Here is a 24,468-nt window from a genome sequence, read left to right on the forward strand (position 1 = left end):
TTGGAGCTTCGCTTTCGACTTACTACTCCATCAGCGGCACCCCGTCCGGGTCCCAGACCTGAACCAGCATGCATTCGATAAGGTACGGCCGCAGCGTGGAATCGCAGACCGACTCCGCGACGGCTTCGGCGACCGGCTGATCGGCGAGGCCGCAGAACGTCTCGTGCCAGTGGATGCCCTCCTGGTGCTGCAAGAAGATGTCGATCGAATAGCCGGCATCGGCGCAGGCCGTGGTGACGATGCAATCTTCCTCCATCGCGCCACCCTCGACGCATTGCGCGACGGCCTGGTCGATCGCCTCTCCGACGGTGGCGGCGAACGCGGTTCCGTTGCTCATTTCAGGGGCCTGGGCAAAGGCGACGGATTGCGCGGCGGCGGGGCCGGCGGCCGCGATCGCGGCCAGGGCAAAGGCGGTGGTGGCGAAACGGGTCATTGTTGTACTCCTGTCTTCAATGCCCGAAGACTACCGCCCGTTAACGGACAGGCGAAGCTTTATCGACATTAAGAAGAACGGAAGGGGAACTCGCCTTTTCCCCGGAGGGCCTTTGCGCTAGACTATCGCCCCATGAGCAGCTTTTCCGAAGAAGACGCCTTCGAGGGCGCCGTGCCCCTGTCCCAACGCGCGATGGGCGCGCGTGCCGCGCCCTATCTCGACGGGCTGAATGCCGCGCAGCGCGAAGCGGTCGAGGCGCTCGATGGCCCCGTCCTGATGCTGGCCGGGGCAGGGACGGGCAAGACCAAGGCGCTGACCACGCGGATCGTGCACCTTTTGGCGCAGGGCAAGGCTCGTCCGAACGAGATCCTGTCGGTGACCTTCACCAACAAGGCCGCGCGCGAGATGAAGAAACGCGTCGGCGCACAGCTTGGCGAAGTGGTCGAAGGGATGCCGTGGCTCGGCACCTTCCACGCGATCTGCGTGCGCCTGCTGCGCCGCCATGCGGAGCTTGTCGGGCTCAAGTCGAACTTCACCATCCTCGACACCGACGATCAGCTGCGCCTGCTCAAGCAACTCATCGTCGCGGCCAACATCGACGAAAAACGCTGGCCGCCCCGCATGTTGTCCGGGATCATCGACAGCTGGAAGAACCGCGCCTGGACGCCCGAAAACGTTCCCGTGGCCGAGGCGAGCGCTTTCGACCAGAAGGCCGTCCCGCTCTACGCCGAATACCAGGCCCGCCTGAAGGAGCTGAACGCTGTCGATTTCGGTGACCTCCTTCTGCACATGGTCACGATCTTCCAGACGCACGACGACATCCTGAAACAATATCAGCGCTGGTTCCGCTACATCCTCGTCGACGAGTATCAGGACACCAACGTCGCCCAGTACCTGTGGCTGCGGCTGCTGGCCGGCGGCCACAAGAACATCTGCTGCGTCGGCGACGACGACCAGTCGATCTACGGCTGGCGCGGCGCGGAGGTCGGCAACATCCTCCGGTTCGAAAAGGACTTTCCCGGCGCGACTGTCGTCCGTCTGGAACAGAACTACCGGTCGACGGCGCATATCCTCGCCGCGGCGTCCGGCGTCATCGCCGCCAACAAGGGGCGCCTCGGCAAGACCCTGTTCACCGACGGCGAGGATGGCGAAAAGGTCCGCCTGATCGGCCATTGGGACGGCGAGGAAGAAGCCCGCTGGATTGGCGAAGAAATCGAATCGATGCAGCGCGGCACCCGGGGGATGGAGCCGTACGACCTTGATTCGATGGCCATTCTCGTCCGCGCCAGCCACCAGATGCGCGCGTTCGAGGACCGGTTCCTCACCATCGGGCTGCCCTACCGCGTGATCGGCGGCCCCCGCTTCTACGAGCGGATGGAGATTCGTGACGCGATGGCCTATTTCCGCCTCGCCGTCAGCCAGGACGACGATCTAGCTTTCGAGCGGATCGTGAACACGCCCAAGCGCGGGCTCGGCGACAAGGCGGTGCAGACCATCCAGCGCACAGCCCGCGCCAACGGCGTCAGTCTGGTAGAGGGCGCACGTCTGGCAACGGACGCGGGTCTGATAAAGGGCAAGGGTGCGAAAGAGCTGAAAACGCTCGTGCAGGGCCTCGACCGGTGGCACGGCCAGGTCATGGCAGAGGCCGACACCCACGTCGAACTGGCCGAGATGATCCTCGACGAATCCGGCTACACGCTGATGTGGCAGAACGACAAGACGCCCGAGGCGCCCGGCCGGCTGGAGAACCTCAAGGAGCTGGTCAAGGCACTGGAATCCTTCGACAACCTGCAGGGATTTCTCGAACACGTCGCGCTCATCATGGACAATGAGCAGGAAGAGCAGGGGGCCAAGGTCTCCATCATGACGCTGCACGCGGCCAAGGGGCTGGAGTTTCCGGCGATCTTCCTGCCGGGGTGGGAGGATGGCCTCTTCCCCAGCCAGCGCAGCATGGATGAAAGCGGCCTGAAAGGGCTCGAGGAGGAACGCCGCCTGGCCTATGTCGGCATCACGCGGGCGGAACGGGTCTGCACCATTTCCTTCGCCGCGAACCGCCGGGTCTATGGCCAGTGGCAAAGCGCGCTGCCCTCCCGCTTCATCGACGAGCTGCCGGAAGAGAACGTGGAGGTGCTGACGCCACCCGGCCTCTACGGCGGTGGTTTCGGTGCCGCTGGCATGGGCGCGATGGGCGGGGTCGATGTCACGGGGCTGAATTCCGACATGGCCGACCGGGTAAGGGATGCCGACGGCTACAATTCGCCGGGCTGGAAACGTTTACAGTCCCGCAGCCAACAGCGCGGCATGTCGCAGCCGCGCGAGTCGCGCAACATGACGATCGACCTCGACGCGGTCTCCGCCTTTACCGAGGGCGACCGGGTGTTTCACCAGAAGTTCGGCTACGGCGAGATCATGGGGATCGAGGGCGACAAGCTCGAGATCGAGTTCGACAAGGCCGGCACCAAGAAGGTCGTTGCGAAGTTCATCATCGCCGCCGACCAGGTCGACGATCTGCCCTTCTAGGACGCCTGTCCGGTAACGGTCACGCGTCCCGCCACGCGCCGGAGTCGATCCCGTCGAGTGTCCATTGTCCGACACGCCACCGCACGAGGCGGAGCGTCGGATAGCCGACAGCCGCCGTCATGCGTCGCACCTGCCGGTTGCGCCCCTCCGTGATCGTCACTTCGATCCAGCGATCGGGCACGGACTTGCGAAATCGTACCGGCGGATCACGCTCCCACAGTACGGGCGGGTCGATCAGACGGACGGCCGCGCCGCGCGTCGGCCCGTCCTTCAGGGTCACACCGCGCCGCAACGGTTCGAGATCGCCGTCCGACGGGTCGCCCTCGACCTGCACGAGGTAGACCTTTTCCGTCCGCGCCTTGGGGGACGAGATCCGTGCCTGGAGCCGTCCGTCGTCGGTCAGGACGAGCATCCCTTCGCTGTCGCGGTCCAGTCGTCCGGCAGGGTAGACTTCGGGAACGTTTACGAAGCCGGAAAGCGTCGGACGCTCCGTCGGGGACTTCGTGTCCGTGAATTGCGAAAGCACGCCAAAAGGCTTGTTGAACAAGAGGATACGGGTCATGCGGCGACTATGGACCAGCGGCGCCCGCGACACACCGCCGAAAATCTCAAATCGCGCAAAATTACCCCTTGAATCGACTCGCATGATGTTCCAGATGCGCATTCAAGACGCCAACGCACGCGCCTCTGGCCACGTCCGGTGAAAGAGCAGTAGCGAGCTCACCTGACAACATCGGCACGCGTTATGCAGCGACGGTAACGTCTCCCTTGGAACTGAGCGGTCATAGCTGGCCGGGTCTATTGGAGATGACCATGACACTGCATAACACGCACCTGCGTGCCCAAGACGCTGTCTCCCGCCTCGACACCTTTATTGCGCTCTCCGATTTCGATCGGCCGACGCTCGTCGTCGACCTCGACCGGGTCGAGCAGCAGTATCGCGCGCTCGACGCAGGCCTTGGCCGTGCCCAGATCCACTATGCCGTGAAGGCCAACCCGGCGGAGGAGGTGATCGACCGCCTCGTCACGCTCGGCAGCCACTTCGACGCCGCGTCGAAGGGCGAGATTTCGCTGTGCCTGTCGCGTGGCGCGAAGGCGCACCAGATCTCCTTCGGCAACACGATCAAGAAGCCGTCCGACATCGCCTGGGCCTGGGATCGCGGCATCACGCTTTTCGCCGCCGATGCCGAGGAAGAGCTTGAGAAGATTGCCGAAAACGCGCCCGGTGCACAGGTGTACATCCGCCTCATCGTCGAAGTGTCCGAGGCCGACTGGCCGCTGACGCGCAAGTTCGGCTGCGACGCCACGAAGGCGCTCGAGCTGCTCGACTACGCCCGCGACCTCTGCCTCGAGCCGGTCGGCTTCTCGTTCCACGTCGGCTCCCAGACCCGCCGTGCCGAGATGTGGATCCCCGCGCTCGACGCGCTCGCGCAGACCTGGAAAGCGGCGCAGGACGCCGGCCACGACCTGTCGGTGCTCAACATCGGCGGCGGTTTCCCGGCGTTCTACGGTGAGGAAGTCGACGCGCCCGAAGCCTACGCCGCCAAGGTGATGGAGCTCGTGACCGAGCGGTTCGGCGACGTGCGCCACATCATGGCCGAGCCGGGCCGCGGCATGGTCGCCGAGGCCGGGACGATCGTGGCCGAGTGCATGCTGGTATCGCGCAAGTCCGAGCGGGATCTTCACCGCTGGGTTTACCTTGATATCGGCCGTTTCTCCGGCCTTGCCGAGACCGAGGGCGAAGCGATCCGCTACCAGCTCGAGACCGCGCGCGACCACGAGGCGACCGGCCCCTGCATCCTTGCCGGGCCGTCCTGCGACAGTGCCGACGTGCTCTACGAGAAGCGTCCGGTTCAGCTTCCGGTCGGTCTGAAATCCGGCGACCGCGTGCTCATCCGCAACACGGGCGCCTACACGTCGACCTACTCGTCGGTTGGCTTCAACGGCTTCCCCCCGCTGGACGTCGTCTGCATCTGATCGGCTTGGACGTGTGCGGCGGTATACCGTCGCACACGTCTAACGTTCCGATCAGAAATGAAAACTCTGCTTACAGCGCCGGTCCGGATCCTTTTAGGTAACGCCACCCGAAGGACTCCGACAGATACCGTTCTAAGACCATCCCGACCGCTACGACGTCGCCAAAGAGCCGTACAAGGCGATGGCCATGCTCGGCCCCGTGACGGCGCTCGGCCCCGCCGATCGGATTCGCCGGATCGACGGCGGCCGTGGGGATATCAAAGACGACGCTTGGTGCCCTGCTGATGCTGCCGGTTGTCAGACTGGTCGCGCGGATCCGGCGGCGCATGGGGCATTAGGCCGCCGGGCCTTGTAGTGGCGCGGTGAGTGCGTCAGGGTCTGGCGGTCCACCAGATCGCGGAGCCTCCCCCATGCCCATCAAGAACCGATTCTCAGAGCTTCTGCCAGAGATCACGGAGTGGCGGCGCGACCTGCACCAGCATCCCGAGCTGTTGTTCGACACGCACCGCACGGCTGGCTTCGTCGCGGAAAAGCTTGAGGAATTCGGGGTAGATGAACTCGTGACCGGTATCGGACAGACCGGGGTCGTTGCGGTCATCAAGGGCAGGTCCGACAGCAAGGGCCGGGTCATCGGGCTGCGCGCGGACATGGATGCACTGCCGATCGAGGAGGCGACGGGGCTCGATTATGCCAGCCGCACTCCCGGACAGATGCACGCTTGTGGACACGACGGGCACACGGCGATGCTGCTCGGTGCGGCAAAATACCTAGCCGAGACGCGCAACTTCGACGGCACCGTCGTGCTGATCTTCCAGCCCGCCGAAGAGGGCGGCGGCGGCGGCAAGGTGATGGTCGACGAGGGGATGATGGACCGCTGGAACATCCAGGAGGTCTACGGAATGCACAACTGGCCGGGGTTGCCGCTTGGCACTCTCGCGATCCGTCCGGGGCCGTTCTTCGCCGCGGCGGACGAATTCAACATCGTTGTGACCGGCAAGGGCGGCCATGCGGCCAAGCCGCACGAGACGGTCGACAGCACCGTCGTCGCCTCGCACATCGTGATCGCGTTGCAGACCATCGTGAGCCGGGTCGTCGATCCGGTCGAGAACCTCGTCGTGTCGGTCACGGCGGTCGAATCCTCGTCAAAGGCACACAACGTGATCCCGGCGCGGGTGCACCTGCGTGGCACGGCCCGGACGATGGACGAAGGGGTGCGCAACATGGCCGAAGCGCGGATCACCCAGATCGCGGAGGGCATCGCGGCGAGCTTCGGTGCGACGGCACGTGTCGAATATGACCGCGGCTACCCCGTGATGGTCAATCACGAGACCGAAACCGGGCACGCGTCCGACGCGGCGACCGCGGTCGCCGGCGCCTGCGACGAGGCGCCGCTCGTGATGGGAGCGGAGGACTTCTCCTACATGCTGGAAGCGCGGCCCGGCGCCTACATCCTGCTCGGCAACGGGGACACGGCGCCGGTCCACCATCCGGAATACAACTTCAACGATGAGGCGATCCCCGCCGGATGCTCCTGGTGGGCGGAAGTCGTTGAGCAGAGGATGCCGGTCAGCTGACCGGTAACGGACATGGAAACGATTACGGTCGCCTGCATCAAGTGGGGCACGCTGTTCGGGCCGGAGTATGTGAACCGGCTCTACTCGGGCGTGCGGCGCAATCTCTCCGCGCCGGTGCGGTTTCTCTGCATGACGGAACATGCCGAGGGGCTGCACCCGGATGTCGAAGTTCTGCCGCTGCCCGAGGAGCCGTTTCACGCCGAGATGGCGGCCGCGCTCGCCGTGGCAAACCGGCAGGGGGCGATGCGCAAGGTGTCGCTGTTCCGGCCGGGGCTGATCGAAGGCCTGTCGGGACCGGTTCTGGGGTTCGACCTCGACGTCGTGATTACTGGCGATCTGTCCCCGATCTGGGAGATGGCGCCGGGCAAGGTCGCGATGCGCGCCGACTGGGTCGAGGCGCGGCGCGGACGGCCGACCGGACACGGGTCCGTTTTCAGATACGCGCCCGACAGGCATGGATATCTCTATGAAGACATCGCGAAGGCCCCGACTGCCGAGGTCGAGAAAGCCCGCGGGTCGGAGCAGCGTTACACCTCGCTGAAGGCGCAGGGTCGCGGCGATTTCGCCTATATCGACAAGGATCTCGTGGTCAGCTTCAAGCACGATTGCCTCGGCCTGCCGCCGGTGAACTGGCTGCGCCCCGCACGGCTGCCGGACAATGCACGGGTAGTCTGCTTTCACGGGCACCCGAAGATGCCGGAGGCGGTGGACGGCTACAGCGGATCGCTGCTTCGTTATGCGAAACCCGTGCCGTGGCTGCAGGATCACTGGATCGACAGGGCCCGCGACGATCTGGGCGCCGACTGGACGTAAGGGGCACTGGATCTTGCCGTCCCGATGGGGCAAGAGGTGGACAAAGGCCCGGAGGACACGATGAGCGTGCTGAACAGGATCAAACGCATCTTCACATGGTGGGACGGGCAGACGCTCAACACCCAGTTCTTCACCAGCCGTCACGGCAAGAAGGTGGGTGAGGACGCGCAGGGTAATATCTATTACCGCAATGCCGACGACAGCAAACGCTGGGTGATCTACAACGGCGAGATCGAAGGCAGCCGGGTAAGCCCCGACTGGCACGGCTGGCTGCACCGGACGTGGGACGAACCGCCGTCCGACAAGCCGCTGGTCCACAAGCCGTGGGAGAAGGAGCATATCCCGAACCTCACCGGCACGATGGCGGCCTATGCGCCGCCCGGCTCGATCCGGCGGCCGGAACCCGCGCCGCGGACGGACTATGAGGCCTGGACCCCCGAGTGATGCGCGAGAACACGACAGAAGTCGTCACCGGCGGCGTCGTGCTCGTCCTGGCGGTCGCATTCCTGTTTTACATGTTGCAGGTCGCCGGCGTGTCCGGCCGGACCGGCGGAGGCTATCCGCTGGTCGCGACGTTCAGCTCTGCCGAGGGGGTGAGCGTCGGGTCGGACGTGCGGCTTGCGGGCGTGAAGGTCGGCACGGTCACGGGGCTTGAGCTGAACCCGGAAACCTACCTCGCCGACATGGAAATCCAGGTCGTCAACGGCATCGAGGTGCCCGACGATTCGTCGCTCGCCGTCTCGTCCGAAGGGTTGCTCGGCGGGAACTTCATGGAAATCATTCCCGGTGGCTCCTTCGAATTCTTCGAGCCGGGGGGGCAGTTCCTCGACACGCAGAGCTCGGTCAGCCTGATCACCCTGCTGCTGCGCTACGTCGGCGGAAGCGGCGAGGAATGAGCCGCGCGCTTGGCCTCTGCCTTGCGCTGGCGGCCAGCCCGGTCGCCGCGCAGCAGGTGAACTCTGCCGGCGGCGGCGTGCTGCGGGTGCTCGACAAGGTGTCGGGCACCGTGCGCGATCTCGAGATGACGAGCGGCGAGACGCAGGGCGCGGGACTGCTGGAAGTCACGCTCGAGGAGTGCCGTTATCCGGCGGGCAACCCGTCGGGGGATGCCTTCGCGCTGCTGACGATCAGCTACCAGGACGAGCAGGTCTTTCGTGGCTGGATGATTGCCTCCGCACCGGCGCTGAACGCGCTCGACCATCCGCGTTACGACGTCTGGGTCATGCGCTGTATGACGTCCTGAGCGGGCGGCACCTGTCCTTGCAGATCGAAGTTCGCGGACCGGCGCAGCGCGTCGGCGAGCTGATCGCGATACTCGGCGCGCGGGATCTCGATCGCGCCGAGGCTGGCGAGGTGCGGGGTGAGGAACTGGGTGTCGAACAGCTGAAAGTCCCCGACCCGAAGCCGGTCGACGAGATAGGCGAGGGCGATCTTGCTGGCGTCGGTGGCGCGGCTGAACATGCTTTCGCCGAAGAAGGCCGCGCCGAGCGAGACGCCGTAGACGCCGCCGATCAACTCTCCCTCGTTGGTCCAGACCTCGAGCGAGTGGGCGTGTCCACTATCGAACAGCGCTTCGTAGAGCTCGTAGATCGTGTCGTTGATCCAGGTTTCCTCGCGATCCGCGCAGCCCTGCACCACGGCGGGAAAGGCGGTGTCGGTGGTGACGCGGTAGTCCGCGCGGCGCATCCGACGGGCGAGTGAGCGGGAGACATGGAAGCGGGTGAGCGGAAACACCCCGCGGTAGCGCGGGTCGACCCAGAAGATCTCAGGGTCGCTGCGGCTCTCCGCCATGGGGAAGATCCCAGTGGCGTAGGCCGTCAGCAACATATCCGGGGTCAGAGTTGCCGGTTCGCCCTTCATTCCGCCGATGTCTGTCGATAGCTTCTGAAGCAATTCTGGCAGGGGCGGGGAGGAATATGAACGGCTTTTTCGATTTTCTGGCGGATATTCCGCCATACGAGGACAGCCCGACGGTGATCGACCGGCTGAACAAGCGGCACGAGATGTTTATCGCGCCATTCGCGGAAGAAATCGCAGGCGCGCGGGTGCTCGACCTCGCGGCTCATGACGGGCGGTGGAGCCATGCCTTCGCCGGGGCCGGCGCACGCGAAGTGACCGGGATTGAGGGCCGGCAGGAGCTGGTCGACCGTTACGCGCACTATCCGTCGCCTGAGCTGAAAGCCCATGTGTCGCTGCGCACCGGGGACATCTTCGACGGGATGGAGGATCTCGTGAAGGCGGGCGAGACGTTCGACGTCGTCGGCGTCCTCGGCATCTTCTATCACATCATGGATCACTTCCGGCTGCTGCGGCTCGCCTCGCTTCTGAAGCCCAAGCTGATCATCATCGATTCGGAGTTTTCGCTGCGTCCGGGGCCGCTGATCATGCTGTCGCGCGAGCGGACGGCCAAGGATCTGAACGCGATCGAGCAGGTCGAAGGGCAGGAGACGGCGGTGATCGGCATCCCGTCGCGCGCGGCGACCGAGGTGATGGCCGACGTTCTGGGCTATTCGTGCGAATGGCTCGACTGGGAGGGGCGGCGCGGTGCGGCTCGGAAGAACCTTGCCGACTATTACCGGCCGGAACGGAAGCGGCGCGGGACCTGCATCCTGCGGCCTCGGCGCGCCTGAGTGGCGAGGCCTGATCCAGCGGTGAGGCGCCTGCGGCGCCTCGCTGTTTGCCGGAGCCCGTGACGCGGTCCGCTCGATTCCTGCCGGCGTCGGGCGGGCGGCACTGGGCCGCCTGCCTCCGGCGGGAGGTATTTTCGGCCAGATGACGGGGTTACGGTGTCGCGTACCGTTCCTTCAGCCAGCTTTCGAGCCAGTGGATCGTGTAGTTCCCGGTCTGGATATCGGGCTCTGCCAGCAGGTCGTGGAAGAGCGGGATCGATGTATCAATACCGTCGACGATCAGCTCGCCCAAGGCGCGGGCAAGGCGGGCAAGCGCCTCGGGCCGATCGCGGCCGTGCACGATCAGCTTGCCGATCAGGCTGTCGTAGTAGGGCGGCACGACGTAGCCGTTGAACAGCGCGCTGTCCATGCGCACGCCAAGGCCGCCGGGCGCGTGGTACTGGCTGATCCGACCGGGGCGCGGTGCGAATTCCGGAATCTTCTCGGCGTTGATGCGCACTTCGATCGCGTGGCCGCTGATCTGCAGGTCCTCCTGCGTGAAGGAGAGCGGCAGGCCTTCGGCGACGCGGATCTGCTCGCGCACGAGGTCGACGCCGAAGACCGCTTCGGTCACCGGGTGTTCGACCTGGAGGCGGGTGTTCATCTCGATGAAGTAGAATTCACCCTTCTCGTAGAGGAATTCGATGGTGCCGGCGCCGGCGTAGTTGATGCGCGCGACGGCATCGGCGCAGACCTTGCCGATCTCGGCGCGCTCGGCCGGCGTGATGACGGGGCCGGGCGCTTCTTCGAGAACCTTCTGGTGGCGGCGCTGGAGCGAACAGTCCCGCTCGCCGAGGTGGACGGCGTTGCCCTTGCCGTCGCCAAAGACCTGGATCTCGATATGGCGCGGCGTCGTGAGGTACTTCTCGATATAGACTTCGTCGTTGCCGAAGGCGTTCTTGGCCTCGGAGCGGGCGGTCTGGAAGGCGCGCTCCATCTCCTCGGCGGTGTGGGCGACCTTCATGCCGCGCCCGCCGCCGCCGGCGGTGGCCTTGACGATGACGGGGTAGCCGATCTCCGCACCGAGCTTCTGCGCCGTCTCGAGGTCGGGCACGCCGCCCTCGGAGCCCGGCACGCAGGGCACGCCGAGCGCCTTCATGGTGTCCTTGGCCGTAATCTTGTCGCCCATGACGCGGATGTGCTCGGCCCGGGGGCCGATGAAGGTGAGGCCGTGATCCTCGACCACCTGCACGAAGCTCGCGTTCTCGGAGAGGAAGCCGTAGCCGGGGTGAATGGCCTGCGCGCCGGTCACTTCGCAGGCCGAGATGATGGCCGGGAAGGACAGGTAGCTTTGCGGCGAGGGCGGCGGGCCGATGCAGATCGCCTCGTCCGCCATGCGGACGTGCATCGCGTCGGCGTCCGCTGTGGAGTGGACGGCAACGGAAGCGATGCCCATCTCGCGGCAAGCGCGGATCACGCGGAGGGCGATTTCGCCGCGGTTCGCGATCAGGATCTTTTCGAACATCGCGATGGCCTTATTCGATGATGAGGAGCGGAGCGCCGTATTCCACCGGTGTCCCGTCCTCGACCAGCACGCGTTTCACCGTGCCGGAGCGGGGGGCGGGAATCTGGTTCATGGTCTTCATCGCTTCGATGATGACCACGGTGTCGCCTTCCTTGACTTCCTTGCCCACGGCAATGAAAGGCGCGGCGCCCGGTTCGGCCTGCAGGTAGATGGTGCCGACCATCGGGGAGGTCACGGCGCCCGGGTGGCTTGCCAGGTCTTCGGGCGATGTCGCCGGGGCCGGCGCGGCAGCGGCTGTCGGAGCGGCGGCGGGCGCCGGTGCGGCGGGGGCCGCTGCGGGGGCGGGCAGCGCGGCCATCTGGCGGCTGACCGTCACGTTGAGACTGTCGTTTTCCCCGTACTCGCGCTTGACCTGCAGTTCGGTGAGATCATTGGCCCGGAGAAGTTCGGCCAGTGCACGGATGAAATCCACGTCGCTGTCGTGGGGGGATTGGTCGCTCATACTTTCCTCGGGCCTCTGCCTGTGCATCCGGAGGCACGCCGAGGGGGGCGCGCCATGCGGACGCTTATACGCAAGGCCCCCAATAGGGGAAAGCGGTCACGGTTGCAAAGCCCCGCGTCATCAGACCGGCGGATCTTCGGGCGGCGTTGCGTTCTGCGCGGTGTCCTGCGGGGCCGGTGGCGGGGTGCGATCGGCCTCCGCGGCGTCCCGTGCGGCGACTTCGGCCTTGGCATCGGCGTCGGCCTTGAGCGCCGCTGCCGCGTCCGCGCGGGCGGCGGCGGCGCGCGCCCTGTCGCGTGCGGCCTGCCGGGCGGCGTCGTCCGGGAGCATCCGAATGCCCCACGGTTTCAACGTGCGCTCCACCGGTGCGAGACTGCCGACTGCATCGGGGGACAGGCCGAGGCGGGCGGAGATGGTCGCTGCACCCTGAGACGTCGACGCGGGCAGGGGCAGCGGAGTTTCGGGCGTTGGGTCGCGGGCAAGCGCCGTCGCGTCCGCGGTGGGGCGCTGGTCGGCGACGAGGACGGGCGCCGCGATGGCCGGGCGAAAGGTGACCTCCAATCTGACCTCCATCTGTGAAGGGTTACGGGGGCGTTGCTGTGGACAAAACTACAACGAGCGTTGGGCCCGAGTCGTTAATGCGCCCCCGAAATCTTCACAGATGGTGAACCCCCGGTCAGGATCAGATGGCGAGGTACTGGGCGCGCAACTTCTCGTCGTCGAGCACGTCCTGCGCGGAGCCGTCGTAGACCACCTTGCCGATGTCGAGGATCACCGCGCGGTCGGCGAGCTTGAGCGCGGCGACCGCGTTCTGCTCGACGATGACGGTGGTGATGCCCTGGTCGCGGATCAGCTCCAGAGTCTTGGCGATCTCCTGGACGATGACGGGGGCGAGCCCCTCGTAGGGTTCGTCAAGCAGCAGGACCTTGATGTCCCGGCAGAGCGCGCGGGCGATGGAGAGCATCTGCTGCTCGCCGCCGGACAGCGTCACGCCTTCCTGGCGCCGCCGCTCGGCGAGGCGGGGGAACAGCTCGTAGACGCGGTCGAGCGACCAGCCGACGGGTGGGGCGATCTGCGCGAGCTGCAGGTTCTCCTCGACCGTGAGGCCGGGGATGATGCGACGGTCCTCGGGCACCAGCGCGATGCCGGCGCGCGCGGCCTCGTGAGCGCGCATCTTGTGGAGCGGCTGGTGGTCGAGCCAGATCTCGCCATGCCGCAGCGCGGGATCGTCGAGCCGGGCGATGGTGCGCAGGGTCGAGGTCTTACCCGCGCCGTTGCGGCCGAGCAGGGCGAGGATCTCACCCTCGTGGATGTCGAAGCTGACACCCTGAACGATGTAGCTTTCGCCGTAATAGGCTTCGATGTCCCAGACGCTCAGGTACTTGGCGTGGGTCGCGGCCATGTTGCGGTGGCGGTCGTAGGTGCCTTCGGCACGCAGCGTTTCGACGTTGGTCATGGCAGCTCTCCTCAGACCTGTGCTTCGCCGAGATAGGCTTCGCGGACCTTCGGGTGGCCCTTGATGTTCTCCGGCGTCTCCTCGACCAGCGGCGACCCCTGGGCGAGCACGGTGATCCGCTCGGCCAGCGAGAAGACGACATGCATGTCGTGCTCGATGATGCACATGGTGATGTCGCGCTTCTGCTTGATCTCCTTGAGCAGGTCGATCGTGTTGTTGGTGTCGGCGCGGGCCATCCCCGCCGTCGGTTCGTCGAGCAGCAGCAGGCGCGGGTTCTGCACGAGGCACATCGCCATCTCGAGCCGCCGCTTGTCGCCGCGCGAGAGCGAGGAGGCGAGCATGTCGCGCTTCTCGGCCATGTTGACGTCTTCCAGCATCGTCTCCGCCTGCTGGCGCAGGTCGCGTTCGCGGCTGACGCTTTCGAGCGCGTGCATCCGGAACGCGCCGTCGCGCTTGGCGAAGCAGGGGATCATCATGTTCTCGATCACCGTGAGATCGGCGAAGATCTCGGGCGTCTGGAACACGCGGGAGATGCCCATCTGGTTGATCTCGTAGGGTTTGCGCCCCAGCACCGACTGGCCGTCGAACATGACCGAGCCGCTGTCGGGGATCAGCTTGCCGACGAGGCAGTTGAGCAGGGTCGACTTGCCGGCGCCGTTCGGGCCGATGATTGCGTGGACTGTGTTCTCCTTCACGGAGAGGTTCACGTCGCCGAGCGCCTGCAGGCCGCCGAAGCGCTTGTTCACGCCTTTGACTTCAAGGATTCCCATGTCTCAGCTCCTCATTCGGCGGGTGTCTTGGAGGCATCGGCGGCGCGGCCTTCCCGCGACCGGCGGCGGCTGAAGAGCCGGCCGATCCGCTGGCCGCCCTCGACGAGGCCACCGGGCAGGAAGATGACGACGAGCATGAAGAGGATGCCGAGCGTCAGGTGCCAGCCCTGGCCAACGAAGGGGTGGATCACCGCGATCAGCCCATTCTCGAGCCAGTCGGGCAGGGCGGCGAACCAGCCGTGCAGGACCCCGTCGTTGATCTTGGAGAAGATGTTCTCGAAGTACTTGATGAAGCCCGCACCGAGCACCGGGCCGATCAGGGTGCCCGCGCCGCCGAGGATGGTCATCAGCACGACTTCGCCCGAGGCGGTCCACTGCATCCGCTCCGCCCCGGCGAGCGGGTCCATGCAGGCCATCAGGCCACCGGCGAGGCCGGCGTACATGCCCGAGATCACGAAGGCGGCGAGCGTGTAGGGCCGCGAGTTCAGACCGGTGTAGTTCATCCGGTTCTGGTTCGATTTCACGGCCCGCAGCATCATCCCGAAGGGCGAGCGGAAGATGCGGATCGCGAGGTAGAAGGCGACGATCATCACGACGGCACAGAGGTAGTAGCCGGCGTTGAAGTTGAAGGTCCAGAAGCTCTCCCCGAAGGCGCCGGGCAGGATCTGGGCGCTGCAGGTGGCGCCGTCGGTCGAGGCGGTGCCGCCGACCTTGAGCATGCAGCTCTCGCGCATCTCCAGCCCGAAGAGGTTGGTCGCCCCGGACGCGTTCGCACCGGCCAGGACCTGCGGATCGCTGGAATAGACCTGAAGCCCCGTCTCACCGTTGGTGAGGTTCACGAAGTTCGGGTTGCCGAGCACCGAGTAGGCCAGCGCGAAGGACATCTGCGCGAAGGCGAGCGTCAGGATCGAGAAGTAGATGCCCGAGCGCCGCAGCGAGATGTAGCCGATCAGCACCGAGAAGGCGCCGGCGACGACCACCGACAGGACGATCGCGGGCAGGACGTTGAAGCTGAGCAGCTTGAACATCCAGACCGCCGCGTAAGAGCCGACGCCGAGGAAGGCGGCGTGCCCGAAGGAGAGGTAGCCCGTCAGGCCGAACAGGATGTTGAAGCCGATCGCGAAGATGCCGAAGATCACGAAGCGCTGCATCAGGTCCGGGTAGCCGGCGTTGAACTGTGCGAGTCCCGAGGTCGCCGGGAACGGGTTGAGCAGGATCGGCGCGCAGATCGTCATGATGACGACGATCAACAGCATGACGCTGTCCTTCTTGCCAAGTCCGAGCATGGCTTATTCCTCCATCACGCCGCGGCGGCCGAGCAGGCCCCGGGGACGGGTGAGCAGAATGGCGATGGCGACGAGGTAGATGATGATCTGGTCGATGCCGGGGATGATGTCCTTGATCCAGTTCATGGAGGCGAAGGACTGCAGGATGCCGAGCAGGAAGCCCGCCAGCACCGCTCCGGGCAGCGAGCCCATGCCGCCGACGACCACCACGACGAAGCTCAGGACGAGGAAGTCCATTCCCATGTGGTAGTTCGGCGAGTTGATCGGCGTGTACATCACCCCCGCGAGCCCCGCGACGGCGGCCGCGATGCCGAACATCAGCGTGAAGCGCTTGTCGATGTCGATGCCGAGCAGGCCCACCGTCTCGCGGTCCGCCATGCCGGCGCGGACGACCATGCCGAAGGTGGTGAACTGCAGGAAGGCGAAGACGCCGGCGATGATGAAGGCCGAGAAGAAGAAGTAGACCAGCCGCCAGTAGGGATAGATGATCGTGTTGGGGTCGAAGCCGAGCCAGATACCGAAGTCCAGGCTGCCGCGGAACACGTCCGGCGCGGGTGTCGGGATCGGGTTGGCGCCGTAGATTTCCTTGATGATCTCCTGAAGCACGATGGCGAGGCCGAAGGTCACGAGGATCTGGTCGGCGTGGGGGCGCTTGTAGAAGTGCTTGATGAGGCCCCGCTCCATCACGAAGCCGACGAGCAGCATCACGGGAATGGCCAGCAGGATGGCGATCGGCACGGCCCAGTCGATGATCGTGTTGCCGAGCGACTCGCCGAACCAGGTGGTCACGTAGGGCACGTCGACCTCGAGCGGGTTGCCGAGGAAATCGGTCCGGCTGTTGTCCACGGTGGTGTAGGACAGCGACAGCAGCTTGCTCATCGTCACCGCGCAAAAGGCGCCGATCATGAAGAGCGCGCCGTGCGCGAAGTTGACGACACCGAGGGTGCCGAAGATCAGCGTCAGCCCGAGCGCGATCAGCGCGTAGGCCGAGCCCTTGTCGAGACCGTTCAGGAATTGGAGGATGATGGCGTCCATGTCCCCGCCTTCGTGGATGGAGTTCCGGATGGTGTAGGATGGGGGCGGACCCCCATCCTACGGTCGGGCATCAGGCGCCCGGGTTGCACTCGCCCAGTTCGCCGCCGGCGAACATCGGGTGGTCCTGCTCGTAGGTCACCTGGTCGACCGGGGTCGCCTCGACGATCTCGACGAGGTCGAACTCGTTCTCTGGGTTCTCCTTGCCGCGCACGACGATGACGTCCTTGAAGCACTGGTGATCGTCCGCCCGGTAGAGCGTCGGGCCGTTGCCCATGCCGTCGAACTCGAACCCTTCGAGGGCTTCCACCACCGCACAGGGGTTAAAGGAGTTCGCCCGCGTCACCGCGTCGGCATAGAGCAGCGTCTGCACGTAGCAGGTGTGCGCGGCCTGGCTCGGCGGGAAGCCGTACTTCTCACCGAAGGACTGCACGAAGGCGTTGGTGCCGGCGTAGCGGTCGCCGAGCTCGTTCTCGAGCTTCCAGTCCCAGTTCTGGGAGCCGGGGATGCCCTTGATGTTCTCGCCCGCACCACGGGCCATCAGCTCGGAGTAGAGCGGCACGACGATCTCGAACTGCTTGCCGTTCGCCTGCGCTTCGCGGAGGCCGAACTGCACGGCGTTGGTGAGCGAGTTCACCATGTTGCCGCCGTAGTGGTTCAGGATCAGCACGTCGGCGCCCGAGTTCAGGACCGGCGCGATGTAGGACGAGAAGTCGGTCTCGGCCAGCGGCGTACGGACGTCGTTCACCGTCTCCCATCCGATTGCCTCGGTCGCGGCGGCGATCGATTCCTGCTGCGTCCAGCCCCAGGTGTAGTCGGCGGTCAGGTGGTAGGCCTTGCGGTCGTTGCCGTAGAGGCTTTCCAGGACCGGTGCCATCGCGGCGGCGGACATGTAGGCGTTGAAGAAGTGGCGGAAGCCGTTGGCCTTGCGGTCCTTGCCCGTCGTGTCGTTCGAGTGCGTCAGGCCGGCCATGAAGATCACGCCCGCTTCCTGGCAGAGACCCTGCACGGCGACCGCGACGCCCGACGAGGAGCCGCCGGAGATCATGATCGCGCCGTCCTTCTCGATCATCGAGCGGGCGGAGGCGCGGGCGGCGTCCGACTTGGTCTGCGTGTCGCCGGTGACGTAGTTCACGCGGCGGCCCAGGATCCCGGTGCCGTCGAGGACCTTGGACGAGAAGGTGTTAAGCATCCCGCCGTCGCCTTCGCCGTTCAGGTGTTCGACCGCGAGTTCGAACGCGCGCAGCTCGTCCGCGCCTTCATCGGCATAGGGGCCGGTCTGGGGCACGTTGAAGCCGAGGGTGACTTCGCTGTCGCCGGGGGCGTTCAGGAAGCTTTCTTGTGCCCGCAGATACGTCGGCAGGGCCAGGCCCATGCCGGCCACCGAGCCGGTCCTGAGTAGCCCGCGGCGGGTAAAATTGGATTTCGACATGGATATCCTCCCTGTTTTGGTCCGGCGCGTTTCTCCTCAGAACGCGGTCCGGCGCGCTTTTCAGCGTGGACGGAGTATCGGGCGTCGGCGGAAAAATGATCAACAAGTGCCCGGTAGGCCCAATTTTTTCTGTAAATCTCTACACAGTGATGCGTTAATATTTGTAAAAGCGTTTTCTTGCTCATGCAGCAAAGCGACGGGAAAGGAGCCAGACATGCCGCAACGCCAGCTGACCGGCAGCCGCATCCGGTCGCGTCGGCTCGACCTCGGTCTGAGGCAGTCGGACCTTGCCCGCCTGGCCGGAATTTCCCCGTCCTATCTCAACCTTATCGAGCATAACCGCCGCCGGATCGCGGGGCGGTTGCTGAACGAGATCGCCCGCGCGCTGGAGGTGGAGACGGCCGCGCTGAGCGAAGGTGCCGAGGGCGAATTGGTCGAAAAGCTGCGCCGCGCCGCGGCACGTCCGGACCTTCGCGGGCGGCTCCGCGACCTTCCGGAGGACCATCGGGCAGAGGATTTCGCCGGTCGCTACCCGGGCTGGGCGGCGCTGGTCGGGGCGCAGGAGGACCGGATCTCCGCGCTCGAGGGGCGCGTTCGGGTGCTGTCGGACCGCCTCGCGCACGATCCGCAGCTCGCCGCATCGCTCCATGAGGTGATTTCCGCCGTCACCTCGATTCGCTCCACGTCGTCCATTCTCGTCGGGGGTGAGGAGGTCGACGCCGACTGGCAGAACCGTTTCCACCGCAACATCAACGACGACGCTCTGCGGCTGGCCGAGAGCAGCACGACGCTGGTGCGTTACCTCGACAATGCCGACAGCGGGCAGGCGGCGCCCTTGTCCGCCGGGGAAGAGGTGGAGCTGTTCTTCGGTCATGCGGGTGGCCGGTTCGAGGCGATCGAGGCGGAGGGCGCGGCAGCCATTCCGGCACTGCTCGACGCGTCGGAGGAGTTGACCTCGACCGATGCACGGGACGGCGCGACGCGGCGGCTGCTGCGCTACGCGGCCGATGCGGCGGCGCTGCCGCTGGAGGGCTTCGCGACGCTCGCGCGGGCGCGAAACTACGATCCCGTCCGGCTCGTCGCGGAGACCGGCGCGCCGTTCGACCGGGTGCTGCGTCGGCTCGCCAGCCTCCCGGCGGAGGAGGGGCATCCGCGCACCGGCCTCGCCATCTGCGACAGCGCGGGCGGGTTGCTGACCATGCAGCCGTTCGGGCAGGTGGCCTTTCCCACGACGAGCGCGGCCTGTCCGCTCTGGCCGATCTTCGCGGCGCTGTCGCGGCCCGGCCAGCCGCTGCGCGAGACGGTGGAGCTTCCGGCGCCCCGACAGCGTCGGCTCGTTGCGCACGCGATCGCGGTGCCGCTCGGCGCGCCGAGCTACGACCGGCCTTTCGGCCACGAGGCGACGATGCTCATCATGGCGGCCGACACGACGGAGGACACGCCCGCCCGGCCGGTCGGGCTGACCTGCCGAACCTGTCCGCGCGAGGCCTGCCCGGCCCGGCGCGAGCCCTCGATCCTCGGCGGTGCGCCCGCGTAAGTCGCTTTTGACATCCCGCACGGGCACCCCGATACTGCACCGACGACCGGACCCCGTGGGGAGGAGAGGGGAATGGGTAAGCGAGTTCTCGTGATCGAGGACGAACCCAACATCATTGAAGCGATCAGCTTCGTCCTGTCTCGGGACGGATGGACGGTGCACACCCATTCGGACGGGGAGACGGCGCTCGACCGGCTGCTGTCCTATCCGCCCGACGTGGTGATCCTCGACGTGATGCTGCCGGGCCGCAGCGGCTACGACATCCTGCAGGACATCCGCCGGACGGAGGCGCTCGCCCACCTGCCGGTGCTGATGCTGACCGCCCGTGGCCAGCTGAAGGACCGGGAGCTTGCGGAGCGGCTGGGCGTCGACCGGTTCCTGACCAAGCCCTTCTCGAACGCCGAAGTGCTGGAGCAGGTGCGAGAGCTGGCTGGGGCATGACCGGGCCGCCTCGGACGTCGACGTTCCTCGCCCGCGCGTCCTACCGGCGGCGGCGGATGCGGGACGCATCGCGGATGCTGCCGATCTTCGGCACCGTCCTTGTGCTGGTGCCGCTGCTTCTGGCGGTCGGCGAGGGCGCGAAGACGAGCGCCGTTCTGATCTATCTCTTCGTGCTCTGGACCGTGCTGGTCGTCGTGGCCGCCCTTCTGTCGCGTATCCGCGAGGACGAGACGGATCCCCCCGGCCGAGACGGTCCACCGCCGCCGGCGGCGGAGACAGGGGGCGGCTGATGGTGTCGTTCAATCTCCTGATCGCGGTCGCGCTGAGCTACGTCGCCTTCCTGTTCCTGATCGCCTTCGTCGCGGAGAACCGCGCCGCGCAGGGGCAGGACGCGTGGATGCGGTCGTCGACCATCTACACGCTGTCTCTGTCGATCTATTGCACCGCCTGGACCTTCTACGGCGCGGTCGGCTACGCGGCGCGGTCGGGGCTGGAATACCTGACGATCTACCTTGGCCCGACGCTGGTGATGGTCGGTTGGTGGTGGATCCTGCGCAAGCTGGTGCGGATCGGACGGTCGCAGAGGATCACCTCGATCGCCGACCTCGTGTCGTCCCGCTTCGGCAAGTCCGGCGCGCTGGGCGTGCTGGTGACGCTGATCGCCGTGGTCGGCACCGGCCCCTACATCGCGCTGCAGCTTCAGTCGGTCACCCAGTCCTTTGCCGTCTTCGCCGAGGCCGCCGGCCGGCCCTGGGGCGAGGCGGGGGTCGACGCGGCGGCGCTCTGGGTGGCGTCGGGGCTGGCGGTCTTCACCATCCTGTTCGGCACCCGCAACCTGAACGCAAACGAGCGGCACCACGGCATCGTCATCGCCATCGCGGTCGAGGCCGTGGTGAAGCTCTGCGCGCTGCTCGCCGTGGGCATCTTCGTCGTGTGGGGGCTGGCCGGTGGGGTGGGGCGCACGCTCGACCTGATCGACGCCTCGCGCCTCGCGGCGTGGGAGCCGTCGGGCGGTCGCTGGGCAGCGCTGACCTTCGTTGCGGGGGCCGCGATCATCTGCCTGCCCCGGATGTTCCAGGTGCTGGTGGTCGAGAACGCCGACGAGCGGCACCTCGCCACGGCCAGCTGGGCGTTCCCGTTCTACCTGATGCTGATGAGCCTCTTCGTCGTGCCGATCGCGGTCGTCGGGCTCGACCGGATGCCGGCGGGCGCGAACCCCGACTTGTTCGTGTTGACCCTGCCGCTGAGCGAAGGACGCAACGGGCTGGCCATCTTCGCCTTCCTCGGCGGGCTGTCGTCGGCGACCTCAATGGTGATCGTGGCGACCATCGCTATCGCGACGATGGTGTCGAACCATATCGTGGTGCCGGTCTGGCTGGCGATGCGCAGCGACGGCGCGGTGGTGTCGGGCGACGTGCGCGCAGTGGTCGTCATGGCGCGGCGGCTGTCGATCATCGGCGTGCTCGCCTTCGGCTATGGCTACTACCGGATGTCGGGCGGCGGCGCGGCGCTGGCGGCGATCGGCATCATCTCCTTCACCGGTGTGGTGCAAATCCTGCCCGCGCTGCTCGGCGGCATCTTCTGGCGCGGGGCGACTCGGTGGGGCGCGGCGGCCGGGCTCGTCACCGGGTTCGTGATCTGGGCCTGGTGCCTGTTCCTGCCGAGCTTCGGCGACGGGGCTGTCATCCCGGCGTCCGTGATGGAAGAGGGCCCCTTCGGCATCGGCATCCTGCGCCCCTACGCGCTGATGTCGATCGAGGGGCTGGACCCAGTCGTCCACGCCGTCTTCTGGTCAATGCTGCTGAACACGCTCACCTTCTTCGTCGCGTCGGTCGTCACCTTCCCAACCCCGGTTGAGCGGCTGCAGGGCGCGCAGATCGTCAACGTCTTCGAACATTCGACCAGCCCGCGCACCTGGTCCCGGCAGGGGGCGGGGGCCGAGGATCTGCTCATCATGTCGCAGCGCATCATCGGTGCGTCAGAGGCGCAGGCGCTGTTCCAGGCAGAGGCGAAGCGGCAGGGCAAGGGCGGCTACCTGCCCGACGTCACGCCCGATTTTGTGGAGTTCCTGGAACGCGAGCTCGCCGCCTCCGTCGGCGCGGCGACGGCGCACGCGATGGTCGGCCAGATCACCGAGGGGTCCTCCGTCTCGGTGGAGGATTTGATCGCGGTGGCCGACGAAGCGGCGCAGATCCTCGAATATTCCAACCGGCTCGAGGCGAAGTCCCGCGAGCAGGAGCGCACGGCCCGCGCCTTGCGCGAGGCGAACGCCAAGCTCACCGCGCTGTCGATCCAGAAGGATGCGTTCCTCAGCCAGATCAGCCACGAGTTGCGCACGCCGATGACCTCGATCCGGTCCTTCTCCGAGATCCTGCGCGATGGCGGCATCGGCGAGGCGGACCAGAGCCGCCATGCCGACATCATCCACCAGGAGGCGATCCGGCTGACGCGGCTGCTCGACGATCTGCTCGACCTGTCGGTGCTGGAAAACGGACAGGTGTCTCTCAGCCGGCAGGACGTGCTGCTGTCGGACCTGCTCGACCGGGCCATCGCCTCGTCCGGGGTAAAGAAGGAGATGGTGATCCTGCGCGACCGGGAGGCGGAATCGATCCGGCTGACGACCGATCCCGACCGGCTGGCGCAGGTCTTCATCAACCTCGTGTCGAACGCGCGGAAATATTGCCTCGCAGCGGAGCCCCGGCTGTCGATCCGGGTGAGCCGTGTGGCGGGGTCCACCGTGGTCGATTTCGTCGACAACGGCAGCGGCATCCCGGCAGAGCATCAGGAGATGATCTTTGAGAAATTTTCGCGGCTTACGGATCACGGCAAGGCCGGGGGTGCAGGGCTTGGCCTCGCCATCTGCCGCGAGATCATGGGGCGGCTCGGCGGGGCGATCGCCTATCAGCCGGGGCAGGGCGGCGCGGCGTTCCGCGTGACGTTGCCCGAGCGCGAGGCGCTCGCGGCCGAGTGACATTAGCGGGTTGGTAATCGCGCGGCTGTTAACCTGCCGTTGGACAACCCTGGATTAAGACGCGAGGCATGAGCGTTCAGCAGGACAGACCGATGCTCGCCCGCCTTGCGCGGGTCGGGGCGGCGCCGCCGGAGGGTGTCGTCACGCCTGCCCGCGCGCTGCGGCTGGCCTTCGCCCGCGCGGCAGAGGCGGTCGCCGGCGTGAAGCTGGCCGTCACCTCCGTCACGGAAGACACCACCGTTCTCGACGGGCTGGTCGCGATGCTGGGGCAGGGGGACCTGTTGCTGCCGCTTCACGGTGCCTCGGGGGTCGAAGGGGTTGCCGCCATCGACCCTGAACTGCGCAGCGCCATCGTCGAAAGCCAGACCACCGGTTTCCTGTCGACCGCCCCGGCGCCGGAACGGCCCGTGTCCATCGCCGATGCCGCGCTCGCCCGGCCGGTGATCGACGCCTTCATGGTCGAAGCGGTGATCTCGGCCGCGCCGACGAGCCTGGCCGGCTGGACAACGGGCCTGCGGGCCGGGGCGCGGCTCGACGGGCCGCGCGGGGCGGGCCTCACGCTGGACGAAGCTGGTTACAGGGTGGTGCGACTGACCGTCGATCTCGGCGTTGCCGACCGTCAGGGGCAGGTGCTGTTCGCCCTCCCGGCGGAGCGGGGGCGTGTTGCGGCGAAGGAAGCGTCCGGCGACTGGGGCACGCGGCTCGAGGGGGCAGTGCGGGCCGCGCCGGCGGTGCTGACCGCGGTTCTGCACCGGTTCGACATGACCGTTTCGCGGGCCGGATCGCTTGAAGTGGGGGAGGTTCTGCCGCTCGACGGGGTGTCCGTCACCTCCGTCCGGCTGGAAGGGCCGGGGCAGGTGGTCGCGGCCTTCGGGCGGTTGGGCCAGTCCGGCGGGCTGAAAGCCGTCCGGATCGAACCGCCGCCGCCGCCGACCTTGTCGGACGGTTCGCCGCGATCGTCGGTCGCGGCACTTGAGGCACTGCCGGACACGCCGGAAGGGGTGCCGGACCTCGCCGATCCCGTCGTGGACCTGCCGGGGTTTGCTGAACCGGAGGATGCTACAGCGTCCGATGCTGACGCGATGGACTTCGCCGCCGCAATGGACTGGAACGCCGAGGGCGCGGACTGACCTATTCGGTCAGCGAGTCGAGCTGCGGGCGGATGCGGTTCAAGTCATACCCCTGCGCGTCCGCCGTCGCGACGATCTGGTCGGGCGTCATGGACCTCGTCTTGGCCTGCGCGAGTCCCCAGAGGATCGTGCAGCGGTTGCCGGTCGCGCAATAGGCGAAGACCTTGCCCGCATCCTTCTCCATCGCGTCGAGTTGCCCGTCGACGAGGTCGAAGCTGAACGCCTGATGCGAAAACGGGTTCTCGAGGAAGGTGAGGCCCGCCGCCTCTGCCGCCTCGCGCACGTCGACGGCGCGCGCGTTCTCGGGTGCTTCGACGTCGGGGCGGTTGCAGATGATCGTGGTGAACCCGTCCGCCTTCAGGGTGGCGACGTCCTGCGGTTCAATCTGGCCGCTGACGGCGTAGGTGTCGGTGATGTACCGGTATTGCATTGGGGAACCTCCGCTTCTGTTTCGGTGTTA

Annotated in this window: 25 protein-coding genes; 13 read left to right on the plus strand and 12 right to left on the minus strand. The window is 66.6% G+C overall.

What is annotated here, in order from left to right; genetic code table 11:
* Positions 1-22: 22 nt before the first annotated feature.
* Positions 23-433, minus strand: a complete 411-nt coding sequence (locus tag I8N54_RS05540) for a hypothetical protein (RefSeq protein WP_140193516.1) — start codon at positions 431-433, stop codon at positions 23-25.
* Positions 434-565: 132 nt separating this feature from the next.
* Here I8N54_RS05540 and I8N54_RS05545 point away from each other — a divergent pair, with 132 nt between their 5' ends.
* Positions 566-2,953, plus strand: coding sequence for an ATP-dependent helicase (locus tag I8N54_RS05545; protein ID WP_140193515.1), 2,388 nt, complete (start codon positions 566-568; stop codon positions 2,951-2,953).
* A 19-nt stretch (positions 2,954-2,972) separates the two neighbouring features.
* On the opposite strand, the gene I8N54_RS05550 is transcribed toward I8N54_RS05545, so the two are convergent.
* Entirely contained in the window at positions 2,973-3,515 is a 543-nt protein-coding gene (locus tag I8N54_RS05550) for a pseudouridine synthase (RefSeq protein ID WP_140193514.1), read from the minus strand.
* 251 nt (positions 3,516-3,766) lie between these two features.
* Between I8N54_RS05550 and I8N54_RS05555 the strand changes: the two genes are divergently transcribed.
* The 6 genes from I8N54_RS05555 (at position 3,767) to I8N54_RS05580 (ending at position 8,560) form a co-directional block, all read left to right on the plus strand.
* Complete coding sequence (locus I8N54_RS05555; protein ID WP_140193513.1) at positions 3,767-4,930, plus strand: type III PLP-dependent enzyme; 1,164 nt, start codon at positions 3,767-3,769, stop codon at positions 4,928-4,930.
* A 410-nt stretch (positions 4,931-5,340) separates the two neighbouring features.
* The gene (locus tag I8N54_RS05560; RefSeq protein ID WP_140193512.1) at positions 5,341-6,504 is read left to right on the plus strand and encodes a M20 aminoacylase family protein; all 1,164 of its coding nucleotides are present in this window, start codon (positions 5,341-5,343) and stop codon (positions 6,502-6,504) included.
* Positions 6,505-6,516: 12 nt separating this feature from the next.
* Positions 6,517-7,317: a glycosyl transferase gene (locus tag I8N54_RS05565; protein WP_140193511.1), complete on the plus strand. Its 801-nt coding sequence runs from the start codon at positions 6,517-6,519 to the stop codon at positions 7,315-7,317.
* Between the two features lie 60 nt (positions 7,318-7,377).
* Complete coding sequence (locus I8N54_RS05570; RefSeq protein WP_140193510.1) at positions 7,378-7,761, plus strand: NADH:ubiquinone oxidoreductase subunit NDUFA12; 384 nt, start codon at positions 7,378-7,380, stop codon at positions 7,759-7,761.
* Complete coding sequence (mlaD, locus tag I8N54_RS05575; protein ID WP_140193509.1) at positions 7,761-8,213, plus strand: outer membrane lipid asymmetry maintenance protein MlaD; 453 nt, start codon at positions 7,761-7,763, stop codon at positions 8,211-8,213. The genes I8N54_RS05570 and mlaD overlap by 1 nt, the downstream gene beginning before the upstream one ends.
* Positions 8,210-8,560 (plus strand): DUF2155 domain-containing protein, encoded by a 351-nt coding sequence (locus I8N54_RS05580; protein ID WP_140193508.1) that lies wholly within the window; start codon positions 8,210-8,212, stop codon positions 8,558-8,560. The genes mlaD and I8N54_RS05580 overlap by 4 nt, the downstream gene beginning before the upstream one ends.
* Here the strand turns inward: I8N54_RS05580 and aat are convergent.
* Positions 8,524-9,177: a leucyl/phenylalanyl-tRNA--protein transferase gene (gene aat / locus I8N54_RS05585; RefSeq protein WP_140193507.1), complete on the minus strand. Its 654-nt coding sequence runs from the start codon at positions 9,175-9,177 to the stop codon at positions 8,524-8,526. The genes I8N54_RS05580 and aat overlap by 37 nt on opposite strands.
* A 56-nt stretch (positions 9,178-9,233) precedes the next feature.
* On the opposite strand from aat, the gene I8N54_RS05590 reads away from it, so the two are divergent.
* Positions 9,234-9,947, plus strand: a complete 714-nt coding sequence (locus I8N54_RS05590) for a class I SAM-dependent methyltransferase (RefSeq protein WP_140193506.1) — start codon at positions 9,234-9,236, stop codon at positions 9,945-9,947.
* Between the two features lie 151 nt (positions 9,948-10,098).
* Here I8N54_RS05590 and accC read toward each other — a convergent pair whose 3' ends face one another.
* The 8 genes from accC to I8N54_RS05630 all read right to left on the minus strand — a co-directional run bounded on the left by accC (position 10,099) and on the right by I8N54_RS05630 (position 17,929).
* Complete coding sequence (gene accC / locus I8N54_RS05595) at positions 10,099-11,451, minus strand: acetyl-CoA carboxylase biotin carboxylase subunit (RefSeq protein WP_140193505.1); 1,353 nt, start codon at positions 11,449-11,451, stop codon at positions 10,099-10,101.
* Between the two features lie 10 nt (positions 11,452-11,461).
* A complete protein-coding gene (gene accB / locus I8N54_RS05600) occupies positions 11,462-11,953 on the minus strand; it encodes an acetyl-CoA carboxylase biotin carboxyl carrier protein (RefSeq protein ID WP_140193504.1) in 492 nt (163 codons plus the stop codon).
* A gap of 120 nt (positions 11,954-12,073) precedes the next feature.
* A complete protein-coding gene (locus I8N54_RS05605) occupies positions 12,074-12,514 on the minus strand; it encodes a hypothetical protein (RefSeq protein ID WP_198571754.1) in 441 nt (146 codons plus the stop codon).
* Positions 12,515-12,635: 121 nt separating this feature from the next.
* Positions 12,636-13,409, minus strand: a complete 774-nt coding sequence (locus tag I8N54_RS05610) for an ABC transporter ATP-binding protein (RefSeq protein ID WP_140193502.1) — start codon at positions 13,407-13,409, stop codon at positions 12,636-12,638.
* Positions 13,410-13,420: 11 nt separating this feature from the next.
* A complete protein-coding gene (locus I8N54_RS05615; protein ID WP_140193501.1) occupies positions 13,421-14,179 on the minus strand; it encodes an ABC transporter ATP-binding protein in 759 nt (252 codons plus the stop codon).
* An 11-nt stretch (positions 14,180-14,190) separates the two neighbouring features.
* Entirely contained in the window at positions 14,191-15,465 is a 1,275-nt protein-coding gene (locus I8N54_RS05620) for a branched-chain amino acid ABC transporter permease (RefSeq protein WP_140193500.1), read from the minus strand.
* A 3-nt stretch (positions 15,466-15,468) separates the two neighbouring features.
* Entirely contained in the window at positions 15,469-16,500 is a 1,032-nt protein-coding gene (locus tag I8N54_RS05625; RefSeq protein ID WP_140193499.1) for a branched-chain amino acid ABC transporter permease, read from the minus strand.
* A 70-nt stretch (positions 16,501-16,570) separates the two neighbouring features.
* Positions 16,571-17,929, minus strand: a complete 1,359-nt coding sequence (locus tag I8N54_RS05630) for a substrate-binding protein (protein ID WP_140193498.1) — start codon at positions 17,927-17,929, stop codon at positions 16,571-16,573.
* Between the two features lie 214 nt (positions 17,930-18,143).
* Between I8N54_RS05630 and I8N54_RS05635 the strand changes: the two genes are divergently transcribed.
* The 5 genes from I8N54_RS05635 (at position 18,144) to I8N54_RS05655 (ending at position 24,008) form a co-directional block, all read left to right on the plus strand.
* Positions 18,144-19,466, plus strand: a complete 1,323-nt coding sequence (locus tag I8N54_RS05635) for a helix-turn-helix transcriptional regulator (RefSeq protein ID WP_140193497.1) — start codon at positions 18,144-18,146, stop codon at positions 19,464-19,466.
* Positions 19,467-19,538: 72 nt separating this feature from the next.
* Positions 19,539-19,907, plus strand: a complete 369-nt coding sequence (locus I8N54_RS05640) for a response regulator transcription factor (RefSeq protein ID WP_140193496.1) — start codon at positions 19,539-19,541, stop codon at positions 19,905-19,907.
* Positions 19,904-20,197 (plus strand): hypothetical protein, encoded by a 294-nt coding sequence (locus I8N54_RS05645; protein ID WP_140193495.1) that lies wholly within the window; start codon positions 19,904-19,906, stop codon positions 20,195-20,197. Before I8N54_RS05640 ends, I8N54_RS05645 begins: the two co-directional genes overlap by 4 nt.
* Positions 20,197-22,878 carry an ATP-binding protein gene (locus I8N54_RS05650; protein ID WP_140193494.1) on the plus strand — a complete coding sequence of 894 codons (2,682 nt, stop codon included), beginning with the start codon at positions 20,197-20,199 and terminating at the stop codon, positions 22,876-22,878. The genes I8N54_RS05645 and I8N54_RS05650 overlap by 1 nt, the downstream gene beginning before the upstream one ends.
* Before the next feature lie 92 nt (positions 22,879-22,970).
* Positions 22,971-24,008 carry a FliM/FliN family flagellar motor switch protein gene (locus I8N54_RS05655; RefSeq protein WP_232790437.1) on the plus strand — a complete coding sequence of 346 codons (1,038 nt, stop codon included), beginning with the start codon at positions 22,971-22,973 and terminating at the stop codon, positions 24,006-24,008.
* Position 24,009: 1 nt separating this feature from the next.
* On the opposite strand, the gene I8N54_RS05660 is transcribed toward I8N54_RS05655, so the two are convergent.
* Positions 24,010-24,438 (minus strand): TIGR01244 family sulfur transferase, encoded by a 429-nt coding sequence (locus tag I8N54_RS05660; RefSeq protein WP_140193492.1) that lies wholly within the window; start codon positions 24,436-24,438, stop codon positions 24,010-24,012.
* Positions 24,439-24,468 lie beyond the last annotated feature (30 nt).

This window comes from Pelagovum pacificum, from assembly GCF_016134045.1.
GTDB classification, from domain to species: domain Bacteria; phylum Pseudomonadota; class Alphaproteobacteria; order Rhodobacterales; family Rhodobacteraceae; genus Oceanicola; species Oceanicola pacificus_A.

Bases quoted from the DNA above. Each gene is read 5' to 3' on its own strand.
- I8N54_RS05550 (WP_140193514.1), bottom strand. From the start codon at position 3,515: ATGACCCGTATCCTCTTGTTCAACAAGCCTTTTGGCGTGCTTTCGCAA.
- I8N54_RS05620 (WP_140193500.1), bottom strand. From the start codon at position 15,465: ATGCTCGGACTTGGCAAGAAGGACAGCGTCATGCTGTTGATCGTCGTC.
- I8N54_RS05590 (WP_140193506.1), top strand. From the start codon at position 9,234: ATGAACGGCTTTTTCGATTTTCTGGCGGATATTCCGCCATACGAGGAC.
- accB (WP_140193504.1), bottom strand. From the start codon at position 11,953: ATGAGCGACCAATCCCCCCACGACAGCGACGTGGATTTCATCCGTGCA.
- mlaD (WP_140193509.1), top strand. From the start codon at position 7,761: ATGCGCGAGAACACGACAGAAGTCGTCACCGGCGGCGTCGTGCTCGTC.
- I8N54_RS05655 (WP_232790437.1), top strand. From the start codon at position 22,971: ATGCTCGCCCGCCTTGCGCGGGTCGGGGCGGCGCCGCCGGAGGGTGTC.
- I8N54_RS05560 (WP_140193512.1), top strand. From the start codon at position 5,341: ATGCCCATCAAGAACCGATTCTCAGAGCTTCTGCCAGAGATCACGGAG.
- accC (WP_140193505.1), bottom strand. From the start codon at position 11,451: ATGTTCGAAAAGATCCTGATCGCGAACCGCGGCGAAATCGCCCTCCGC.
- I8N54_RS05540 (WP_140193516.1), bottom strand. From the start codon at position 433: ATGACCCGTTTCGCCACCACCGCCTTTGCCCTGGCCGCGATCGCGGCC.
- I8N54_RS05645 (WP_140193495.1), top strand. From the start codon at position 19,904: ATGACCGGGCCGCCTCGGACGTCGACGTTCCTCGCCCGCGCGTCCTAC.
- I8N54_RS05580 (WP_140193508.1), top strand. From the start codon at position 8,210: ATGAGCCGCGCGCTTGGCCTCTGCCTTGCGCTGGCGGCCAGCCCGGTC.
- I8N54_RS05630 (WP_140193498.1), bottom strand. From the start codon at position 17,929: ATGTCGAAATCCAATTTTACCCGCCGCGGGCTACTCAGGACCGGCTCG.
- I8N54_RS05615 (WP_140193501.1), bottom strand. From the start codon at position 14,179: ATGGGAATCCTTGAAGTCAAAGGCGTGAACAAGCGCTTCGGCGGCCTG.
- I8N54_RS05650 (WP_140193494.1), top strand. From the start codon at position 20,197: ATGGTGTCGTTCAATCTCCTGATCGCGGTCGCGCTGAGCTACGTCGCC.
- I8N54_RS05545 (WP_140193515.1), top strand. From the start codon at position 566: ATGAGCAGCTTTTCCGAAGAAGACGCCTTCGAGGGCGCCGTGCCCCTG.
- I8N54_RS05640 (WP_140193496.1), top strand. From the start codon at position 19,539: ATGGGTAAGCGAGTTCTCGTGATCGAGGACGAACCCAACATCATTGAA.
- I8N54_RS05625 (WP_140193499.1), bottom strand. From the start codon at position 16,500: ATGGACGCCATCATCCTCCAATTCCTGAACGGTCTCGACAAGGGCTCG.
- I8N54_RS05610 (WP_140193502.1), bottom strand. From the start codon at position 13,409: ATGACCAACGTCGAAACGCTGCGTGCCGAAGGCACCTACGACCGCCAC.
- I8N54_RS05570 (WP_140193510.1), top strand. From the start codon at position 7,378: ATGAGCGTGCTGAACAGGATCAAACGCATCTTCACATGGTGGGACGGG.
- I8N54_RS05635 (WP_140193497.1), top strand. From the start codon at position 18,144: ATGCCGCAACGCCAGCTGACCGGCAGCCGCATCCGGTCGCGTCGGCTC.
- I8N54_RS05565 (WP_140193511.1), top strand. From the start codon at position 6,517: ATGGAAACGATTACGGTCGCCTGCATCAAGTGGGGCACGCTGTTCGGG.
- I8N54_RS05555 (WP_140193513.1), top strand. From the start codon at position 3,767: ATGACACTGCATAACACGCACCTGCGTGCCCAAGACGCTGTCTCCCGC.
- aat (WP_140193507.1), bottom strand. From the start codon at position 9,177: ATGAAGGGCGAACCGGCAACTCTGACCCCGGATATGTTGCTGACGGCC.
- I8N54_RS05660 (WP_140193492.1), bottom strand. From the start codon at position 24,438: ATGCAATACCGGTACATCACCGACACCTACGCCGTCAGCGGCCAGATT.